Below are 16413 nucleotides of genomic sequence, written 5' to 3' on the forward strand. Positions count from 1 at the left end.
TTATTTGCCTAAATGCATTACAAAGTTTGTCAGAGCTAATTTTCAGGCGCAAAAAAAGCCGAAAATGCACAGCGATGGTATTGGCATAAATATTGCGATACATGAGCGTTAACCGGGGCTGTTTAAAGTGGGGCCGGCAATCAACAATTTTCTTAATTTTGGATAAGGAGGGTCTTTCTTTATGGATTTTGAACTCACTGAAGAGCTAAGGGATATAAAAAAATTGGCACGGGATTTTGCCACCAAGGAAGTACTGCCTACCGTGGATGAAGATGACAAGGCGCACCGGTTTAGAAAAGATCTGGTTGAAAAAATGGGCGAGCTGGGCTTTTTGGGCTGCGTTATCCCCGAAGAATACGGCGGAAACGGGCTGGGCTACCTGGCTTTAGCTATTCTGGCCGAGGAAGTAGCCCGGGTGCACAGCTCCCTGCGCATCATTTTTGCGGCCAACACCCTTGGCCCGGCCATTACCATCTGGCGTCACGGCAGCGAAGAGCTGAAGCAAAAGTACCTGCCGGGGCTTACCAGTGGCAAACTGTTGGGTTGTTTTGCCATGACCGAACCCAACGCTGGATCCGATGTGGCGTCCATGAAGACCCGCGCTGTTTTAGAGGGAGATTACTATATTTTAAACGGCAGCAAGATCTGGATTTCTTTGGCGCCTGTAGCCGACATAGCCCTCATTTACGCCTATACCGATCCTTCCCAACGGGCCAAGGGCATGTCTGCCTTCATTGTGGACATGAAGAGTGAAGGCATTACCGTGGAAGCGATAACTGAAAAACTGGGCAACTGGTCTTCGCCTGTGGGCACCATTACTTTTGAAAACTGCAAGGTGCCTAAAGAAAATCTCCTGGGGCGGGAAGGCCAGGGGTTTGCCATCTGCATGCAGCAGCTGGACAATACTCGCCTGGCCTCGGCCGCGGGTGCAGTGGGAGTGGCCCAGGCCTGCCTTGACGCCGCCATCGAATATGCCAATACCAGGGAGCAGTTTGGCCAGCCCATCGGCAAGTTCCAGATGATTCAGGATATGATTGCCCAAATGCGCGTGGATATTGAGGCGGCTCGCCTTTTAACCTACCGGGCAGCATTCCTGAAGGACAAAGGGGTGCCCAACACCCTGGAAACCTCCATGGCCAAGCTTTTTGCCAGCGAAGCCGCCAATAAGTGCGCCGATTATGCCTTAAGAATATACAGTGCCTACGGCTACTCCGAGGAATACCCTGTGGCCCGGTTCTTCCGCGACGCCAAATATTATCAGATAGTGGAGGGCACCAGCAACATCCACAAGCTCATTATCTCCCAGGATGCTCTGGGTTACCGCAAGGCCAACCGGTCGTCTTAATCACGTCTGAAGGAGGAAGCTTAAATGGATCGCTACCAGGAACTCAAGGAGAAAAAAGAAAAAATAAAGCAAATGGGCGGGGAGAAAGCCGTTGAAAAACAGCATAAAGCCGGTAAAATGACCGCCCGCGAAAGGATAGAGTACTTCTTTGACCCGGGCACTTTTACAGAAATAGGGACATTTATAAAGCACCGCCAGACAGCCTTTGGCATGGCAAATAGAGACGTTCCCGCGGAGGGCGTGGTGGTCGGCTACGGCAAAGTCAACGGAAGAATGGTCATGGCCGCTGCCGAAGATTATACTGCCATGGCCGGTACTTTTGGGGAATACCACGGTAAAAAATTTGCCCAGGCCATAGATATGGCCAAAGAAATGGGGATTCCCTTCGTGGGGATGAATGACTCCGGGGGGGCCAGGCTGCAAGAAGGAATGGATACCCTGGAGGCGTATGCCTGGCTGTTCCGCTCTCAAAACCTGGCTTCAGGGATTATTCCTCAGATAGCGTTAATTATGGGCCCCTGCCTCGGCGGGCAGGCTTACCACCCGGTTATGCAGGATTTTGTTTTCCAGTGCAAAAATTACGGCTTTATGGGCATTGCCGGCCCGGCCTTCGTTAAGACCCAGCTGGGCATAGATATAGACCTGCAGACACTGTGCGGGGTGGAAGCACACGCGGTAAAATCCGGATGTACCCATGTGGTTGCGGAAGATGATAAGGACTGCTTGGATAAGGTTAAGGAACTGCTGGCGTTCCTGCCCCAAAATAACAGAGAAAAGCCGCCCCGGGTGCAAACGGGGGACGACCCCAACAGGCCGGTGTCCGAGCTGGATAATATGATACCTGAACAGCCCATGATTCCCTACGATATGCACGATGTAATCCTTAAGCTGGTGGACAACGGGTATTTCTTTGAAATAATGCCTGATTTTGCCAAAAATGTAATAGTGGGCTTCGCGCGCTTCAACGGCAGGAGTACCGGCATAGTGGCCAGCCAGCCCAACCACATGGGAGGCGTTATTGACTGTGATGCGGCTGACAAGGTGGCAAGGTTTGTAAGATTCTGCGACCTCTTCAATATTCCTTTGGTCAACTTCCACGATACGCCGGCTTATATGATCGGTCCCGATGAAGAATGGAAGGGAATATTGAGGCACGGGGCCAAGATGTTGTATGCTTATATTGACGCCACCGTGCCCAAGATTACCGTAATTCTCCGCAAATCCTACGCAGGGGCCTATTTGGGCATGTGCTGCAAGGATACCGGGGCGGACCTTGTATTCGCCTGGCCGGAGGCCAGGGTTACCATTGTGGGAGCGGAGACTGCCGCCAGCGTAATTTTTGCCAAAGAAATCAAACAGGCGGAAAATCCCGAGGAAGTAAGGGCTAAGAGGATTAAAGAATACCGTGACCTTTATGAAAATCCATACAGAGCTGCTGAGCGCGGGTATATTGACGAAATTATCCTGCCTTCGGAAACCAGAAGATATATTTGTGGAGCTTTAGATGTTTTAGAGAATAAATCCGTGGCGAGACCGTGGAGAAAGTACTCCAATATTAACTTATAATAAGGAGGCCTTGTGGAATGGATGTAGTTGCACCTATGGTCGGCAAGGTTGTCTCAATTGATGTAAATGTAGGCGATCAGGTCAAGGCAAATGATGAGGTTGCTACCATTGAGGCAATGAAAATGTACGTAAAAATTTATGCCCCTGCTGACGGTACGGTAAAGGAAATAAAGGTAGCACCCGGTGATGTGGTTAACCCGGATACTGTGGTGATGACAGTGGAATAAAGGATAAAACAAGGGGGAGGGCGCTATGCGGCCTCCCCCTTTTCGCGTTATAAAAAAAGCCCGGGCGTCACCCGCCCGGGACAAATAAAAATTTGTTTAAGGAGGATGGAAAAAGCTTTTTAAAAGCTAGATTTTCAGGTTGACAGGTTTCCCTTCCTTATCCCAACCCCTCAGCTTGTAGTAATCAGAGAGCATTTTTTGCAGCTCATCTTCGGTAAGATTGCTTTCCACATTTTTATGGGGTTCCTTGAACAATCGCTTCGGGAGCTTGTCGTCTTCCGGCCCGGCACCGTTGTAAATATTGAACTGCCGGGTCATGCTTATTATGTTATTGGCTATTTCTTTCAGTTCCTGTTCGGAATAATTAATGCCGGTAGTGGCCTCAATAAGTGTGATCAAATTGGACCATTGAATGAGGTCGCGGAAAAACACGCACAGGATTTGAGTATTAAAGATTGTCAGCCTGTTTTCAAATTCTATATATAGTTCTGCTTTTCCTTCAGTTATTTTAGGGTCAATAATTCCCGAAATTTCCGGCTTATAAAAGGTGGCTCTGAGGTGACAGGCGCCCCTGGCCGATGTTGCATATCCCAGCCCGACGCCCTTTAAAACCCTGGGGTCGTACCCGGCAGGTTCCAGGCCTTTTACGTGTATTGCCAGGTCAGAAAGGCCCAGTTCCCGGCTTGCGGTTTTGATTCCTTCCGCCAAAATGTTGCCGATATCTTTCCTGTCACAAATTTTTTGCAGGAGCAGGGCTGCTCCTTCGGCGTCACCGTAATCCAGCCGGTAGTCAATGAGACCCCTTTCGCTGGCTTCCATTACCAGGCCCACCAGGTTCCCTGCCGTTATGGTATCCATCCCCAGGCGGTCGCAGATGTCATTTAAATATATAATTTCATCCAGGCGGTCGATGCAGCAAAGTCCTCCGAAGGAGTAAATGGTCTCATATTCCGGTCCTTCCAGCTTTAGCCCGGCGTGCTTCCCCGCAGTGACAGTAGTTAAATTGCCGCAGGCCATCATGCAGTGCGGGCATGCTTTGGACTTGACGTCCAGGGTTTCTAAAAGAGTTTCCCCGCAAATATTTTTCCAGTTAACAAAGTGATTTTTTGACCAGTACTTTGTAGGGAAGCATTTTGCTTCATTCATTAAAGAGACCATTACGGTGGTGCCGTATCTCTTGTAAGTATTGACTGCAGGATGTTCTTTAGAAAGTTCTTTTAGTTCTTTAACATAATCCTTTAGCATTTCAGGATTTGCTATTTCAGCCTTTGCATTGCCGTGGAATACTACGGCTTTGAGATTTTTGGAGCCCATTACGGCGCCCGTTCCCGTGCGCCCCGCCGACCGCCAGTAATTATTTTCTATGCAGGCAAAACGGACCAGGTTTTCACCTGCCTGCCCGATTACAACTGCCTGAGCCTCTGGAACGCCCACTTCTTTTATTACGGTATCCTCTGTGGTATAGGTATCTTTGCCCCACAGGTGCGAGGCATCGTGAAATATAACCTTTTTATCGGAAATTTCCAGGTACACCGGCTTTGGGGCCTTACCTTCCAGTATAATTGCGTCATATCCCGTCTTTTTCAGTGCCGGGGCCACTCTACCCCCGCTGTAAGATTCCGCGTATAAACCAGTGAGGGGGGACCGGGTGAATACGCCGTACCGGCTGCTCCCCCACATATTAGTCCCGGTGGCGTTACCGGTGGCAAATATAATTTTATTGTCCGGGGAAAAGGGGTCCGTACCCGGAGAAACGTTCTGCAGCAAAAGATAAGAACCTAAACCTTTACCTCCCAGGTAGGACTTAAAAACTTCCGGAGAAATTTCCTCTACTGAAGTTTCTTTTGTGGTAAGATTAACCCTGAGCATTTTACCGTAAAATCCAAACATCCAGAGCCCCCCAGTAATAAGATTCATTTAAAGTTTTCTTGCCATCAAAGCAATATAACATCAAAATAATAGAGCAAGAACCATGCCAAATAAAAAACACATGGTGTTGCGCCACCATGTGCTGAATTATTAACTTGCCTGGTTCCAAATTTTTAGCGGGCGGTTGAAAAGAGAATTGATTATAACGCCATATCCCGTTCTTTTTTGCACTTCTTTGTCGTCTACCAGTTGAACGTCGAGTAACCGGGTAATTTTGACCGCTTCTTCTCCTATCAGCTTTTTATAATGATTGAGCAGTTCTGAATTGAGCTGCTCTATTAAGGAGAATAACTTTTTTTCCTTTCTTTCAACGTGAAGAACAAGGTCAATATCAGAAGAGATCCGGGCATTATCCTTGATGGTGCTGCCGTGTACATATACGGCCCGTAAATTACGTTCATTTTCAAACAACTGGCACAGCTTTTTGGCCAGGGCATATCTAAAATTACTGTGAACGGTTTTATAACCCTGCTGCATTAGTTGAACAAATTCGTCCCTGGTGCTTTTTTCCCTGTGGCAGCAAAATTCAATGGAAGCTTCTATTAATTGGCTGGCGGTCATAAAAAATCCCCCGTTAAATGCAGCATTTCCGCACAGCGGAAATAATTTTCATTTTCGGGGGTTATTTTATATCCAGTCTTGTGTCATGTCAATATTTTGTTTTCCACTATGGGAAAATATATTCCATTCATAATACTGTATACAAAATTAAAAACCCTTTAAACAGGGTTTTTATAAATAAACATCTTTTGGTTTGATTTTATTTTTCTTTATATCCCATCTTTTCGGATAATTTTTTTGCCACTTCACATACAATGGATATTAATTCATTATAAAGGTAATAATCGGTAATTCTTATGCTGGGTCCGGATACACTGATGGCCGCAATTACCTTTCCCTCGTAATTGCGTACCGGGGCTGCAACGCACCTTACTCCTTCATCCCTTTCCCCCAGGTCGAGGGCATAGCCGTTTTTTCTGACCCGGGCCAGCTCTTTCCGTAACAATGCGGGATCGGTAATAGTCTTGCTGGTAAACCTCTCCAGGGGCATTTTACTTAATATTCTGTCCAGCTCCTCATCCTCCAGGCTCGCTAACAGCACCTTTCCCGTGGCAGTGCAGTGGGCGGGGCCCCTGCTGCCGATCTTGGCAAACATTTTAACGATAATCAAATTTTTTGATTCCAGCTGGTCAATATAAACCACATCTCCACCGTCTAAAACGGCGAGATTTGCCGTTTCGTTGCAACGTTCAACCAGTTCGTGCAGGTAGGGCTTGGCAGTGGTGCGCAAGTCGTAATAGCCCAGGGCCGTCCTGCCCATTCTTAATAGTTTTAAGGTAAGCCGGTACTTGCTGGTCTCTTCGTCCTGTTTGACAAATCCTTTTAAAACCAGGGTATTTAAAAGCCTGTGAACGGTACTTATTTTCAGGCCGACCCTGTCTGCCAGGTCAGATATGGACATGGGACCTTTTTCTTCCGATAAAACTTCGAGGATGCTAAGCGCTCTTTCCACTGACTGTACACCGGAAGTATCTCCGCTGTTACGTTGTTTGGGCATATAAATTCACCTTGCATTAAAATATTATTACAGGGAGGCCCCGGACTGGTAAATTCCGGGGCCTCCCTGTAAACTGGCGGCGTGAAGCAAGCTATGCCCAGCCGCGTATTTTGATTGCCTCGGCAATTCTGCTTATGGATACCATGTAAGCTGCGGTACGCATATCGACTCCGTGTTTTTTGCTCATGTTATAAGTGGCTTTAAAGGCATCGACCATAACTTTCTCCAGTTTGGTATTTACTTCTTTTTCCGTCCAGTAATAGTTCATAAGGTTTTGCACCCATTCGAAATACGAGACAGTGACGCCGCCGGCGTTGGCAAGGATGTCGGGTATGACAAGTATATTATTTTCAAAAAGAATCTTGTCGGCATCAGGCGTAGTGGGCCCGTTGGCCGCCTCGGCAATTATTTTGGCCCTGATTTTACCTGCATTTTCCTCTGTAATCTGGTTTTCCAGCGCTGCGGGGATAATTATGTCGACGTCCAGTTGGAATAATTCTTCCTGTTTAATCGGCCTGGTTCCTTCCAGTCCCTCTACTGTTCCGGTTTTTGTTTTGTGGTCGAGGGCAGCCCGGGGATTAATTCCTTCGGGGTTGTAGGCCGTGCCCCGGGAATCACAGATCGCTACAACTTTATATCCCATGTCGTTTAGCAGGGTGGCGGCAGTACTGCCCGCGTTACCGTAGCCCTGTATTGCTACGGTAATGCTTTCGGAATCAAGGCCAAGGTGGCTTACAGCTTCGCGGATGGTGAAAACACAACCCCGGGCGGTGGCTTCGCTGCGGCCCAGGGAGCCGCCGCAAATTACGGGCTTGCCGGTTACAATTCCCGGCTGGTTGGATTGCTTCAATTTGCTGAACTCGTCCATCATCCAGGCCATGACCTGGGCATTGGTATATACATCGGGGGCCGGTATATCCTTATCCGGGCCTATATTTTGCGCAATGGCATTGATATATGCTCTGCTGAGCCTCTCTAGTTCATTTTGTGATAATTCTTTAGGGTTACAGATTACCCCGCCTTTCCCGCCCCCGAAGGGAATGCCTACAACTCCGCACTTAAAGGTCATCCACATGGAAAGGGCCTTTACCTCATCTACATTTACATCGGGGTGGAACCTTATGCCCCCTTTAAAAGGCCCCAGGGCATCGTTATGCTGGGAGCGAAATCCTTTAAAAATGCGGATGCTGCCGTCATCCATTTTAACAGGGAAATTAACCTCAATTACCCGCTGGGGTTCTTTCAACATTTCTACAATTTCGGGTTCCAGCCCCAGTTTTGCGGCAGCGGCACTTATTTGCTGCTGGGCAATTTTGAAGGCATTAAGCTCTGCCATGATATTCTCCCTCTCTGTTTTTTATTGCACCGATGCAATGGCCTTTTCCAAAATGTCCAGGCCCTCTTCAAGCTGTTCGTCGGTAATTACCAGCGGCATTAATGTCCTCACTACATTGCTGAAAATGCCCGCCCCCACAACGATTAAGCCGTTCTTGCAGCACTCTTGAAGAACCTTACTCGTTTCTTCCTTGGCCGGTTCCTTGGTGTTTCTGTCTTTGACGAGCTCCAGGGCAAGCATACCCCCCAGGCCGCGCACGTCGCCGATAATGGGGTATTTTTCTTTCATTTCCAGGAAGCGTTTCTTGGCTACCTTTTCTATAAATTGGGCGCGCCCCACCAGGTTTTCTTTTTCCATGTAGTCTATGGTGGCAAGGGCGGCCGCGCAGGATACCGGGTTTCCGCCATAGGTTCCTCCTATATGGCCGGGGTCGGGGCCGTCCATTACTTCGGCCTTGCCCACAACCCCGCTGAGGGGCATGCCGGAGCCGATTGACTTGGCCACTGTTATAAGGTCGGGCTCCAGATTCCAGTGCTCACAGGCAAACATCTTTCCTGTCCTGCCAAAACCGGTCTGCACCTCGTCGGCAATTAACAGAATGCCGTATTTATCGCAGATTTTCCTCAGGCCGGGCAAAAATTCCGGCGGGGGTACGATGAAGCCGCCTTCGCCCTGTACGGGCTCGATAATCACGGCTGCAATGTTTTCCGGCGGAACTTCGGCGGCAAACAATCTTTCAAATTGCTCCAGACAGTGCAGGCCGCATTCCGGGTAAGTGGAGTGATAGTAGCAGCGGTAACAGTAGGCGGATGGTATTTTGTATACTTCCGGCGCAAAGGGCCCGAAACCGAATTTATAAGGTTTGACCTTGCTTGTAAGGCTCATGGTCATTAAAGTACGCCCGTGAAATGCGCACTCAAAGGAAATGATTCCGGGCTTCTTTTTATAAAACCTGGAGATTTTTACGGCGTTTTCTACAGCTTCCGCCCCACTATTTACGAACATGGCCTTTTTGGGATAATTGCCGGGAGTTATTTGTGTCAGTTTATCTGCCAAATCAATATAGGATTCGTACATGGTAACCATAAAACACGTGTGGAGGAGCTTATCGGCTTGCTTTTTGATGGCCTCTACAACAGGCGGGGGACAGTGTCCCGCATTCAGGGTTCCTATTCCCCCGTAGAAGTCAATATAAGTATTCCCGTCCACATCAGTAATCCGGGCGCCCTCGGCTTCTTGCACAAAGATAGGAGTAGCGTTGGATACTCCGCGGGCCACTAATTTTTGTTTTTTTTCTAATAATTCTTGAGATTTGGGGCCTGGTACTTCTGTGGCCGGTTTAACTGTATTTTGCTTATCTGCCATACCCATGCCTCCTTAACTGGTCTTTGTACACTGTTCACGCAAAGTGCATGCCAAATATTTTTGTCGTTAAAAACAAAAAACTGCACATTTTGTAAGTATAAATGTGCAGTTTATGTAATATATTGGGAGTATTTTAAAATTTAATTTTTTGTAATTCACGGATGCATCTTCTTTAATTCATTCGTGCATTTCCCCAGGTATTTATGTATCTTGCGCACTACTGTAGACTGGCTTACCTGAAGGATTTCGGCGATTTTATAAGTATTGCCGTAATTTTCGTAGGCTTTTTTAATAAGCTGGCTTTCCACTTCCTCTATGCCTTTTTTTAAGGGGCAAATATTCAGTACAATAACGTCCTTGTGGCTCGTTCTTGCTGAACTTAACACGTAATCGGGCAAATGAAAGCTTTTAATGAGATTTCCGTCGGTGGTAACCACCAGTCTTTCGATAAGGTTTTCCAGCTCCCTTACATTCCCCGGCCAGTCGTACTTGACCAATATCTTTAGCGCATCATCCGATATTTTTTTATTAAGCCTGTAATCATCATTGAACTTTTTAAGAAAATGCTTTGTCAGGGGTACAATGTCATCCCGCCGGTGACGGAGAGGGGGGATCCAAAGGGGGATAACGTTAAGCCGGTAAAATAAGTCTTCCCTGAACTTTCCTTCTTTAACGAGTTTTTGAATATCCTGATTGGTGGCAGCTATTATGCGTATATTCACATCTATATCCTTGTTTCCGCCGACCCGCCTGAACTTTTTGTCCTGGATTACTTGCAGCAATTTAACTTGTAGATTTAAAGGTATTTCGGTTATTTCATCCAGGAAAACGGTACCGCCCTGCGCTATCTCAAAAAGCCCCTTTTTACCGCTTTTTCTGGCGCCGGTAAAGGCCCCCGGCTCGTATCCGAATAACTCCGACTCCATAAGGTTCTCCGGTATCGCCCCGCAGTTAACGGCTATAAAAGGCTTGTCGCGGCGCTTGCTAAGCGTGTGTATGCGGGAGGCGAAAACTCCTTTGCCGACCCCTGATTCCCCTTCAATTAACACGGTGGAATCCACCCTGGCAATCCTTTTAACCATTTCAAGAATTTCTTTAATTGGCTCGCTTTGGGCGATTATTTCTTGCTGACGGGGCTGTTCTTTTTTTAATTTTTCCAGTTCGGAAAGATACATCGCTGAAAGTTCTTCAGTTTCAGCCAACTTTTCCTTGAGGATGCTGAGCTCTGTAATATCGCGGGAAATGGTGACAACAGAATCAATTTCTCCTTTTTCATTGAAAATGGGATTGGCTGTTACCAGGAGTTTTTTACCCCTTTTGGTGGTTTGTATCATTGTAACTTGTTCTTTTTTATGCAATACCTCACGGGTTACTGATCGGGAAAACATGCCTTTTTTTTCAAGCTCGTAAACATGTTTTCCTAACAAGTCACCGGCCTTAACCCCGTAAAGTTCTTCGCAAGCTTTACTTACAAATATGGTATAACCTTTTCCGTCGGTAAGGTAAATTTCGTCAAAGCAGTAATCAAATATGGCTGTTAATTTCTTAATAAAAACATTTAAATTTTCTATTTGGTTTTTTAATTTTTGGGTGGTATCCTTCTCGGGAAAGAGGTCTCCAAAATCCGATAATTCACATAATGATATCACAATTTCCTTTGGCTTTTCTTTAAGAAGCACGGGAGCAGCTTTACAAGCCAGGTTTTTTTCTTTTATTACAATATTTTGCCACTTGTTGCTATCTGTATCTAAGAGCTTGTCCATATTAATCCCGGGAATAACCTCGTCTAAAGCTCGCCCCACTACGTGTTCCTTTTTGCAGTCAAGCATTTTTTCTGCTGCTTTATTAACAGTCAAAATTATTCCATTAATTTTTACCGTTATAATTCCCATATCGATTATATCCAAAATTTTCCTTAAGCTCATTAAATCACTCCAAAGGAGGAAATGTATTTTTAATTAAATTAATTTTAATAATTATTTAATAAAAAAGCTAATTTAATTCATTTATGAATTTTCTTAATTCAACAAAGAATTTATATGTATTTAATAAATTATTTGATTAATTAAATTTTTATCGTGAAAATTGATGGATTTTAGCATTAGTAAAAATTAAATTTTATGTACGATTACTAAATGTTTTTATTTGGCTTTTTTTTTGCAACACGAATTTTAATCAAGTCTATAATTTTGATAATTTTACAGGAGGGTGGTAACAGTAAGAAGTTTTAGTTTTGACAAAAAATTTTGAAAATATTGTTATTTTTACTTAGTGTTTACTTTTAGAAAAGGGGGAAAATTAAGTGTCACAGGATACGGGTTTTGTCAGGGTATTATCGCGGCGTGACGTGTTAGCCCTGGCCTTCGGGGCCATGATAGGCTGGGGCTGGGTGGTGCTGGCCGGGGGATGGATTCTTTCCGCCGGGACCCTGGGTGCCATGATTGCCTTCGTTATTGGGGGACTTCTGGTTGCCTTTGTAGGGCTGACCTATGCCGAGCTGGCTGCGGCGATGCCCAAAGCCGGTGGAGAATTGCTTTTTAGTTATCGTGGACTGGGGGTGACACCATCATTTATTTGCGCCTGGACCATTGTTCTGGGTTACATTTCAGTGGTATCTTTTGAGGCGGTAGCATTGCCCACGGTGGTGGAATACCTTTTTCCGAATTATAAGCAAGGTTACCTGTGGACTGTAGCCGGGTGGGATGTATATGCCAGCTGGGCCCTGGTAGGAATAATCGGTTCTATTATCCTGTGTATAATCAATTACGTGGGCGTTAAAATGGCGGCCTTCATGCAAACGATATTTACCCTCATGATTGCCGCCGGGGGCATAATGCTTATAACCGGCAGTTTCTTTACCGGGAGTACGGCTAATATGGAGCCGCTGTTTACCGGCAGTATGGCTGGACTTTTCTCGGTAGTGATTATGACTCCCTTTATGTTTGTGGGATTTGACGTCATCCCTCAGGCGGCGGAAGAAATGGACATACCTTTTAAAACAATTGGGAAGATATTGATTTTATCAGTATTTTTGGCGGCAGTATGGTATGTTTTAATTATCTTTGGAGTCTCCCGGGCCCTTGGTCCTGCCGAGCTGGAGAATACCAGCCTAGCCACGGCGGATGCCATGGTGGCGCTCTTTGGCGGCCAGTGGGCCGGAAACTTAATGGTCCTGGCCGGTATGGCGGGAATTATTACCAGCTGGAATGGTTTTTATATCGGGGCCAGCCGTCTCATTTATGCTATGGCTCAAGCCAAGATGCTGCCCGACTTTTTGGGCAAGTTGCACCCGAAGTACAGGACGCCTTCTAATGCCATTCTTCTTGTGGGGGCCCTATCTATGCTGGCGCCTCTTCTGGGGAGGAAGATGCTGGTCTGGTTAGTGGACGCTGGCGGGCTCGGAGTGGTAGTTGCTTACCTGGCTGTGGCGCTGTCCTTCCTGGTACTCAGGTATAAGGAACCCGATATGCCCAGGCCCTTTAAGGTTTCCAACGGCAAGCTGGTAGGTTTTATTGCCGTTTTATTAAGCATAGGTATTGCTTTAATGTATTTGCCGGGAAGCCCATCGGCCTTGGTTTGGCCGTATGAGTGGGGCATAGTTCTGGGCTGGATGGTGCTGGGAGTGGTATTTTATGCTTGGACTAGGTCCAAGCATGGTAATGCAGCAGATAAAATACTGTATGAAAAGGTACGTGAAAACATAACTGAGGCAAATAAATCTTCCCTGGAAAAGCCGGAGCATAAAGTTATGGCTTAAGGCTTTAAAGCTTTAAAGAAGCACGGGGTGGAAATTCCCAAGCTCACGGTAGACCAGAAAAAGTGTAAGGACTGCCAGGTGTTATTAAGCGACAAAAGCTTCCAGGGTTGCAAGGCCCTGGAAGCTTTTTGAAACTACGACGTTAGTCCCTGTTTATTTTTAACTATTAACTATTTTTCTTTTTAGTAAATCAATTTCCATATCATATTTTCCAAGTTTTCCTGCAATATATTCAGTTTGTTCAGCCGCTTGCTGCTCCATATTATTAAGCCTTTCCAAAATCCTGGAATTACTGCCTTTTAAATAGTTAATTTCTTCGTCAATCCGCCTGACGATATTCCTGGTTATTGTAACATTTTCTTCCAAGCCTCTTGTAAGCTGGTATAATTCCTTTTGGCCGTTTTTAAGGCCTTCAACTTCCGCTTTTAAGTTTTTAGCTTCCGTTTTCAGGCTTTCGACTTCCGTTTTCAGGCTTCCAACTTCCGTTTTTAAGTCTCCAACCTCCGTTTTTAAATTTCCAAGTTCTATTTTCAAACCGCCAACTTTTTCTTTTACTTCCTGGATTTCAGCAAGTATTTGTTTAAGTATTTCTTCCATCCGAAGAATCCCCCTCTGAAATTTTCTCAACATTATACCACGTCCCTTTACCTGGAACGTTTCAGGTTTTTCCGAAAATTTAAGGTTATTTTAAGAGTAGTGTTTCCTTTACTGCCCGGGCCATCTGTTGCGGCGGTACGGTTCGGGTGTGCAGCAGGGGTTTTTTATCCAGGTCTTTCAGCCCCGGGGGGATTGGCATTCCGCTTATGCGGGCCAGCACGTCTAAAAGCTCAAATTCACTTTTGCCGGCTACTTTTTCGTTTCCAAGGACGGCCCTGGCCACGCTGGCGTTAAATTTAAAGGGGCTGGCTGTGGAAACCAGCACGGTTTTGGTGCTGTCTCCCGTGGCCATGACGTATTTATCGTAAACGTTTTTGCCCACGGCAGTGTGGGTATCCATAAGGTAGCCGTATTTATTAAAAGTTTCCTTTATGGCCTGCATGGTTTCCGTATCGGTGGCGTATTCCGACCAGAATACCCTGTCAATGGTGTTTCGGGTGACGTCTACGTCATACCAGCCTTTTTCCTTTAATCTGCTCATCCACCGGTTTACGGCTTCCGCATCGCGCCCAGTTACCTCGTAGAGCAAGCGTTCGAGATTGCTGGAAATGAGAATGTCCATGGAAGGGGAAATGGTTCTTTTAAATTTGCGGTTGCGGTCGTAAATTCCGGTGCGGATGAACTCGGTGAGTACGTTATTTTCGTTGGCGGCACAAACCAGTCTTTTTACCGGGAGTCCCATTTCCCGGGCGTAAAAGCCGGCCAGGATGTTGCCGAAATTCCCGGTGGGGACCACAAAGTTTACGGCTTCCCCTTCTTCTATTTCTCCCTGCTTGAGCAAGTCAAGATAGGCAGAGAAATAGTAAACTATTTGCGGTACCAGCCTGCCCCAGTTAATGGAGTTGGCCGAGGAAAAGCGGTAGCCGTTCCTTTTTAATTCTTCATTTATTTCGCTGTCGCCGAATATGGCCTTTACTCCGTTCTGGGTATCGTCAAAATTTCCGTCAACGGCAATGACGTGAACGTTTTGCCCTTCCTGGGTGACCATTTGCAATTTTTGTATTTCACTCACACCCTTTGCGGGGTAAAATACAATGATACGGGTGCCGGGAACATCCTTAAAGCCTTCCAGGGCGGCTTTTCCGGTATCTCCAGAAGTGGCCACCAGGATAACAATTTCATCTTTTTCACCGGTTTTGGCCGCCGCCCGGGTTAAAAGGTGGGGCAAAATTTGGAGGGCCATGTCTTTAAAGGCGCATGTGGGCCCGTGCCACAATTCCAGTACGTAAATTTCCGGGGATAGTTTTTTAACGGGTGCTATTTCCGGAGTATCAAACTTATTCCGGTTATAGGCGCTTTCCACACATTCCCGGATTTCATCCTCCGTAAAGTCCGTCAGAAAATATTGCAATATGGAAACGGCCCTGCCGTTATAGGAATAGGAGGTCATTTCCTGTAATTTATTCCGTTTGATACGGACACGGCTTTCCGGCACAAAAAGCCCGCCGTCCGGGGCGATACCCATTTTTATTGCCTCAGCTGATGTTACGGAGCTCCATTTTCCTCTGGTACTTTCGTAAAGCATGTTCTCGATCTCCCTAGTTCAAAGTTTTCTGCCTACTATATTAAATAACACATTTAAAGGCCAGTAAAGGGATCGGCAGAAAAAACTTGTACCGCCGGCAGGAGGGCACTGCTTGATGTAGAAAAAAACAAGAAAAGGTAAATATAGACCACAATTCTAACATTTCCTTGACAAATCCTATTCATTTAGCTATATTAAGCCCACTATAAAAGCCAAAGAAGTAATGGAATTGTTACGAATCAGTCGGAGTATTCTTGGGAAAATAAAATCAAAGCGAATAATACTCCAAGAGAAGAAAAATAAAAAAACACATTGAGGAGGCCCTTCGTGAGAGTTAAACGCGCTCTAAGAATAAGAATTTCAAACAAGAGAAAAAGAAGGGCAAAGGAACTCACCTGCGACCTGGCCCAGTTTCGCAACCTGCTGGTTATTTTCCAAAACAGGTATCACAAACTGTTCGGGCAGTTCGTTTTAAATGAAAGTTACTCTCTTTTGGCCGACAGGACCACCAAAAAGAAGCCCGAGCAGGAAGAAGTCCTGCGGGAAATCTCCGAAAAAATCGCCCGGGACCCGGAACTGCAGGCCCTTGTAGAGAGAATGAAGAAGCAGAAAGCCAGGGTGAACAACAACTACGTCCTCCAGACGACCATCCGGCAGGTTATCAAAGACTACAGGAGTTTTCTCGCTTCCCTTGCCGAGCACCACGCTAACCCGGCAAAGTTCAAAGAACAGCCGCGGCCTCCCAGGCCGAAAAAGCTGGACAGGCTCACCCGGATTACCGCAGAGTTCAACAGCAATGTTTTTAAGGTTGAAGGCAGCGTTCTTTTCCTTCGCCTGAGGATGAGCAGCAGCAAGAGAATGAAAGTAAAACTGCCTCCGGGGACGGAGAACGTTTCCTCGGTCAGGTTGATCTACCACCTGTCCGACGCCTGGGTGGACGTGGTTTACGAAAAGGAGTTGAAGGAACCGGAGGCCGGGCTCTCCCACCTGGCCGGAATCAAATTAAGTGCTCCGGCAGGAGAATCGAACGCGGCTTATACAAGGATAACGTGCTCAACAAGGTTTTCAATGCCGATTTGAATGGGGCCTTGAACATTTTAAAGGTAGGAGCTAGGCTCCGTGAACTTACGCTTAGTTTCAAACTTCTC

Annotated in this window: 13 protein-coding genes; 5 read left to right on the forward strand and 8 right to left on the reverse strand. The window is 46.4% G+C overall.

Going from position 1 to position 16413, the window contains the following annotated elements; genetic code table 11:
• Positions 1-181 precede the first annotated feature (181 nt).
• Genes acd through ACX4JR_RS02305 form a run of 3 tightly spaced genes read left to right on the forward strand, consistent with a single transcriptional unit; the run spans position 182 to position 3138 of the window.
• Positions 182-1345: a glutaryl-CoA dehydrogenase Acd gene (acd, locus tag ACX4JR_RS02295; RefSeq protein WP_476059442.1), complete on the forward strand. Its 1164-nt coding sequence runs from the start codon at positions 182-184 to the stop codon at positions 1343-1345.
• Between the two features lie 24 nt (positions 1346-1369).
• Positions 1370-2911, forward strand: a complete 1542-nt coding sequence (locus tag ACX4JR_RS02300; protein WP_476059443.1) for an acyl-CoA carboxylase subunit beta — start codon at positions 1370-1372, stop codon at positions 2909-2911.
• Positions 2912-2928: 17 nt separating this feature from the next.
• Entirely contained in the window at positions 2929-3138 is a 210-nt protein-coding gene (locus ACX4JR_RS02305; protein WP_476059444.1) for a biotin/lipoyl-containing protein, read from the forward strand.
• Positions 3139-3264: 126 nt separating this feature from the next.
• Here the strand turns inward: ACX4JR_RS02305 and ACX4JR_RS02310 are convergent, their stop codons facing one another.
• The 6 genes from ACX4JR_RS02310 to ACX4JR_RS02335 all read right to left on the reverse strand — a co-directional run bounded on the left by ACX4JR_RS02310 (position 3265) and on the right by ACX4JR_RS02335 (position 11251).
• Entirely contained in the window at positions 3265-5028 is a 1764-nt protein-coding gene (locus tag ACX4JR_RS02310) for an aldehyde ferredoxin oxidoreductase family protein (protein WP_476059445.1), read from the reverse strand.
• A 129-nt stretch (positions 5029-5157) separates the two neighbouring features.
• The gene (locus ACX4JR_RS02315; RefSeq protein ID WP_476059446.1) at positions 5158-5628 is read right to left on the reverse strand and encodes a nucleotidyltransferase domain-containing protein; all 471 of its coding nucleotides are present in this window, start codon (positions 5626-5628) and stop codon (positions 5158-5160) included.
• A gap of 199 nt (positions 5629-5827) precedes the next feature.
• A complete protein-coding gene (locus ACX4JR_RS02320; RefSeq protein ID WP_476059447.1) occupies positions 5828-6625 on the reverse strand; it encodes an IclR family transcriptional regulator in 798 nt (265 codons plus the stop codon).
• A gap of 91 nt (positions 6626-6716) precedes the next feature.
• Positions 6717-7961: a Glu/Leu/Phe/Val family dehydrogenase gene (locus ACX4JR_RS02325; protein WP_476059448.1), complete on the reverse strand. Its 1245-nt coding sequence runs from the start codon at positions 7959-7961 to the stop codon at positions 6717-6719.
• 21 nt (positions 7962-7982) lie between these two features.
• Positions 7983-9326 (reverse strand): 4-aminobutyrate--2-oxoglutarate transaminase, encoded by a 1344-nt coding sequence (gabT, locus tag ACX4JR_RS02330; RefSeq protein WP_476059449.1) that lies wholly within the window; start codon positions 9324-9326, stop codon positions 7983-7985.
• Between the two features lie 155 nt (positions 9327-9481).
• Positions 9482-11251 (reverse strand): sigma 54-interacting transcriptional regulator, encoded by a 1770-nt coding sequence (locus ACX4JR_RS02335; protein WP_476059450.1) that lies wholly within the window; start codon positions 11249-11251, stop codon positions 9482-9484.
• Between the two features lie 377 nt (positions 11252-11628).
• Between ACX4JR_RS02335 and ACX4JR_RS02340 the strand changes: the two genes are divergently transcribed.
• Positions 11629-13083: an APC family permease gene (locus tag ACX4JR_RS02340; RefSeq protein WP_476059451.1), complete on the forward strand. Its 1455-nt coding sequence runs from the start codon at positions 11629-11631 to the stop codon at positions 13081-13083.
• A 159-nt stretch (positions 13084-13242) separates the two neighbouring features.
• On the opposite strand, the gene ACX4JR_RS02345 is transcribed toward ACX4JR_RS02340, so the two are convergent.
• Positions 13243-13680, reverse strand: a complete 438-nt coding sequence (locus ACX4JR_RS02345) for a zinc ribbon domain-containing protein (RefSeq protein ID WP_476059452.1) — start codon at positions 13678-13680, stop codon at positions 13243-13245.
• 85 nt (positions 13681-13765) lie between these two features.
• Positions 13766-15265, reverse strand: coding sequence for a threonine synthase (thrC, locus tag ACX4JR_RS02350; RefSeq protein ID WP_476059453.1), 1500 nt, complete (start codon positions 15263-15265; stop codon positions 13766-13768).
• 327 nt (positions 15266-15592) lie between these two features.
• Here thrC and ACX4JR_RS02355 point away from each other — a divergent pair, with 327 nt between their 5' ends.
• The gene (locus ACX4JR_RS02355) at positions 15593-16345 is read left to right on the forward strand and encodes a hypothetical protein (protein WP_476059454.1); all 753 of its coding nucleotides are present in this window, start codon (positions 15593-15595) and stop codon (positions 16343-16345) included.
• The last annotated feature ends 68 nt before the right edge of the window (positions 16346-16413 follow it).

Source organism: Desulfofundulus sp. JL263-se (genome assembly GCF_056316025.1).

Bases quoted from the DNA above. Each gene is read 5' to 3' on its own strand.
- ACX4JR_RS02305 (WP_476059444.1), top strand. From the start codon at position 2,929: ATGGATGTAGTTGCACCTATGGTCGGCAAGGTTGTCTCAATTGATGTA.
- ACX4JR_RS02325 (WP_476059448.1), bottom strand. From the start codon at position 7,961: ATGGCAGAGCTTAATGCCTTCAAAATTGCCCAGCAGCAAATAAGTGCC.
- gabT (WP_476059449.1), bottom strand. From the start codon at position 9,326: ATGGCAGATAAGCAAAATACAGTTAAACCGGCCACAGAAGTACCAGGC.
- thrC (WP_476059453.1), bottom strand. From the start codon at position 15,265: ATGCTTTACGAAAGTACCAGAGGAAAATGGAGCTCCGTAACATCAGCT.
- ACX4JR_RS02335 (WP_476059450.1), bottom strand. From the start codon at position 11,251: ATGAGCTTAAGGAAAATTTTGGATATAATCGATATGGGAATTATAACG.
- ACX4JR_RS02345 (WP_476059452.1), bottom strand. From the start codon at position 13,680: ATGGAAGAAATACTTAAACAAATACTTGCTGAAATCCAGGAAGTAAAA.
- ACX4JR_RS02320 (WP_476059447.1), bottom strand. From the start codon at position 6,625: ATGCCCAAACAACGTAACAGCGGAGATACTTCCGGTGTACAGTCAGTG.
- ACX4JR_RS02310 (WP_476059445.1), bottom strand. From the start codon at position 5,028: ATGTTTGGATTTTACGGTAAAATGCTCAGGGTTAATCTTACCACAAAA.
- acd (WP_476059442.1), top strand. From the start codon at position 182: ATGGATTTTGAACTCACTGAAGAGCTAAGGGATATAAAAAAATTGGCA.
- ACX4JR_RS02315 (WP_476059446.1), bottom strand. From the start codon at position 5,628: ATGACCGCCAGCCAATTAATAGAAGCTTCCATTGAATTTTGCTGCCAC.
- ACX4JR_RS02300 (WP_476059443.1), top strand. From the start codon at position 1,370: ATGGATCGCTACCAGGAACTCAAGGAGAAAAAAGAAAAAATAAAGCAA.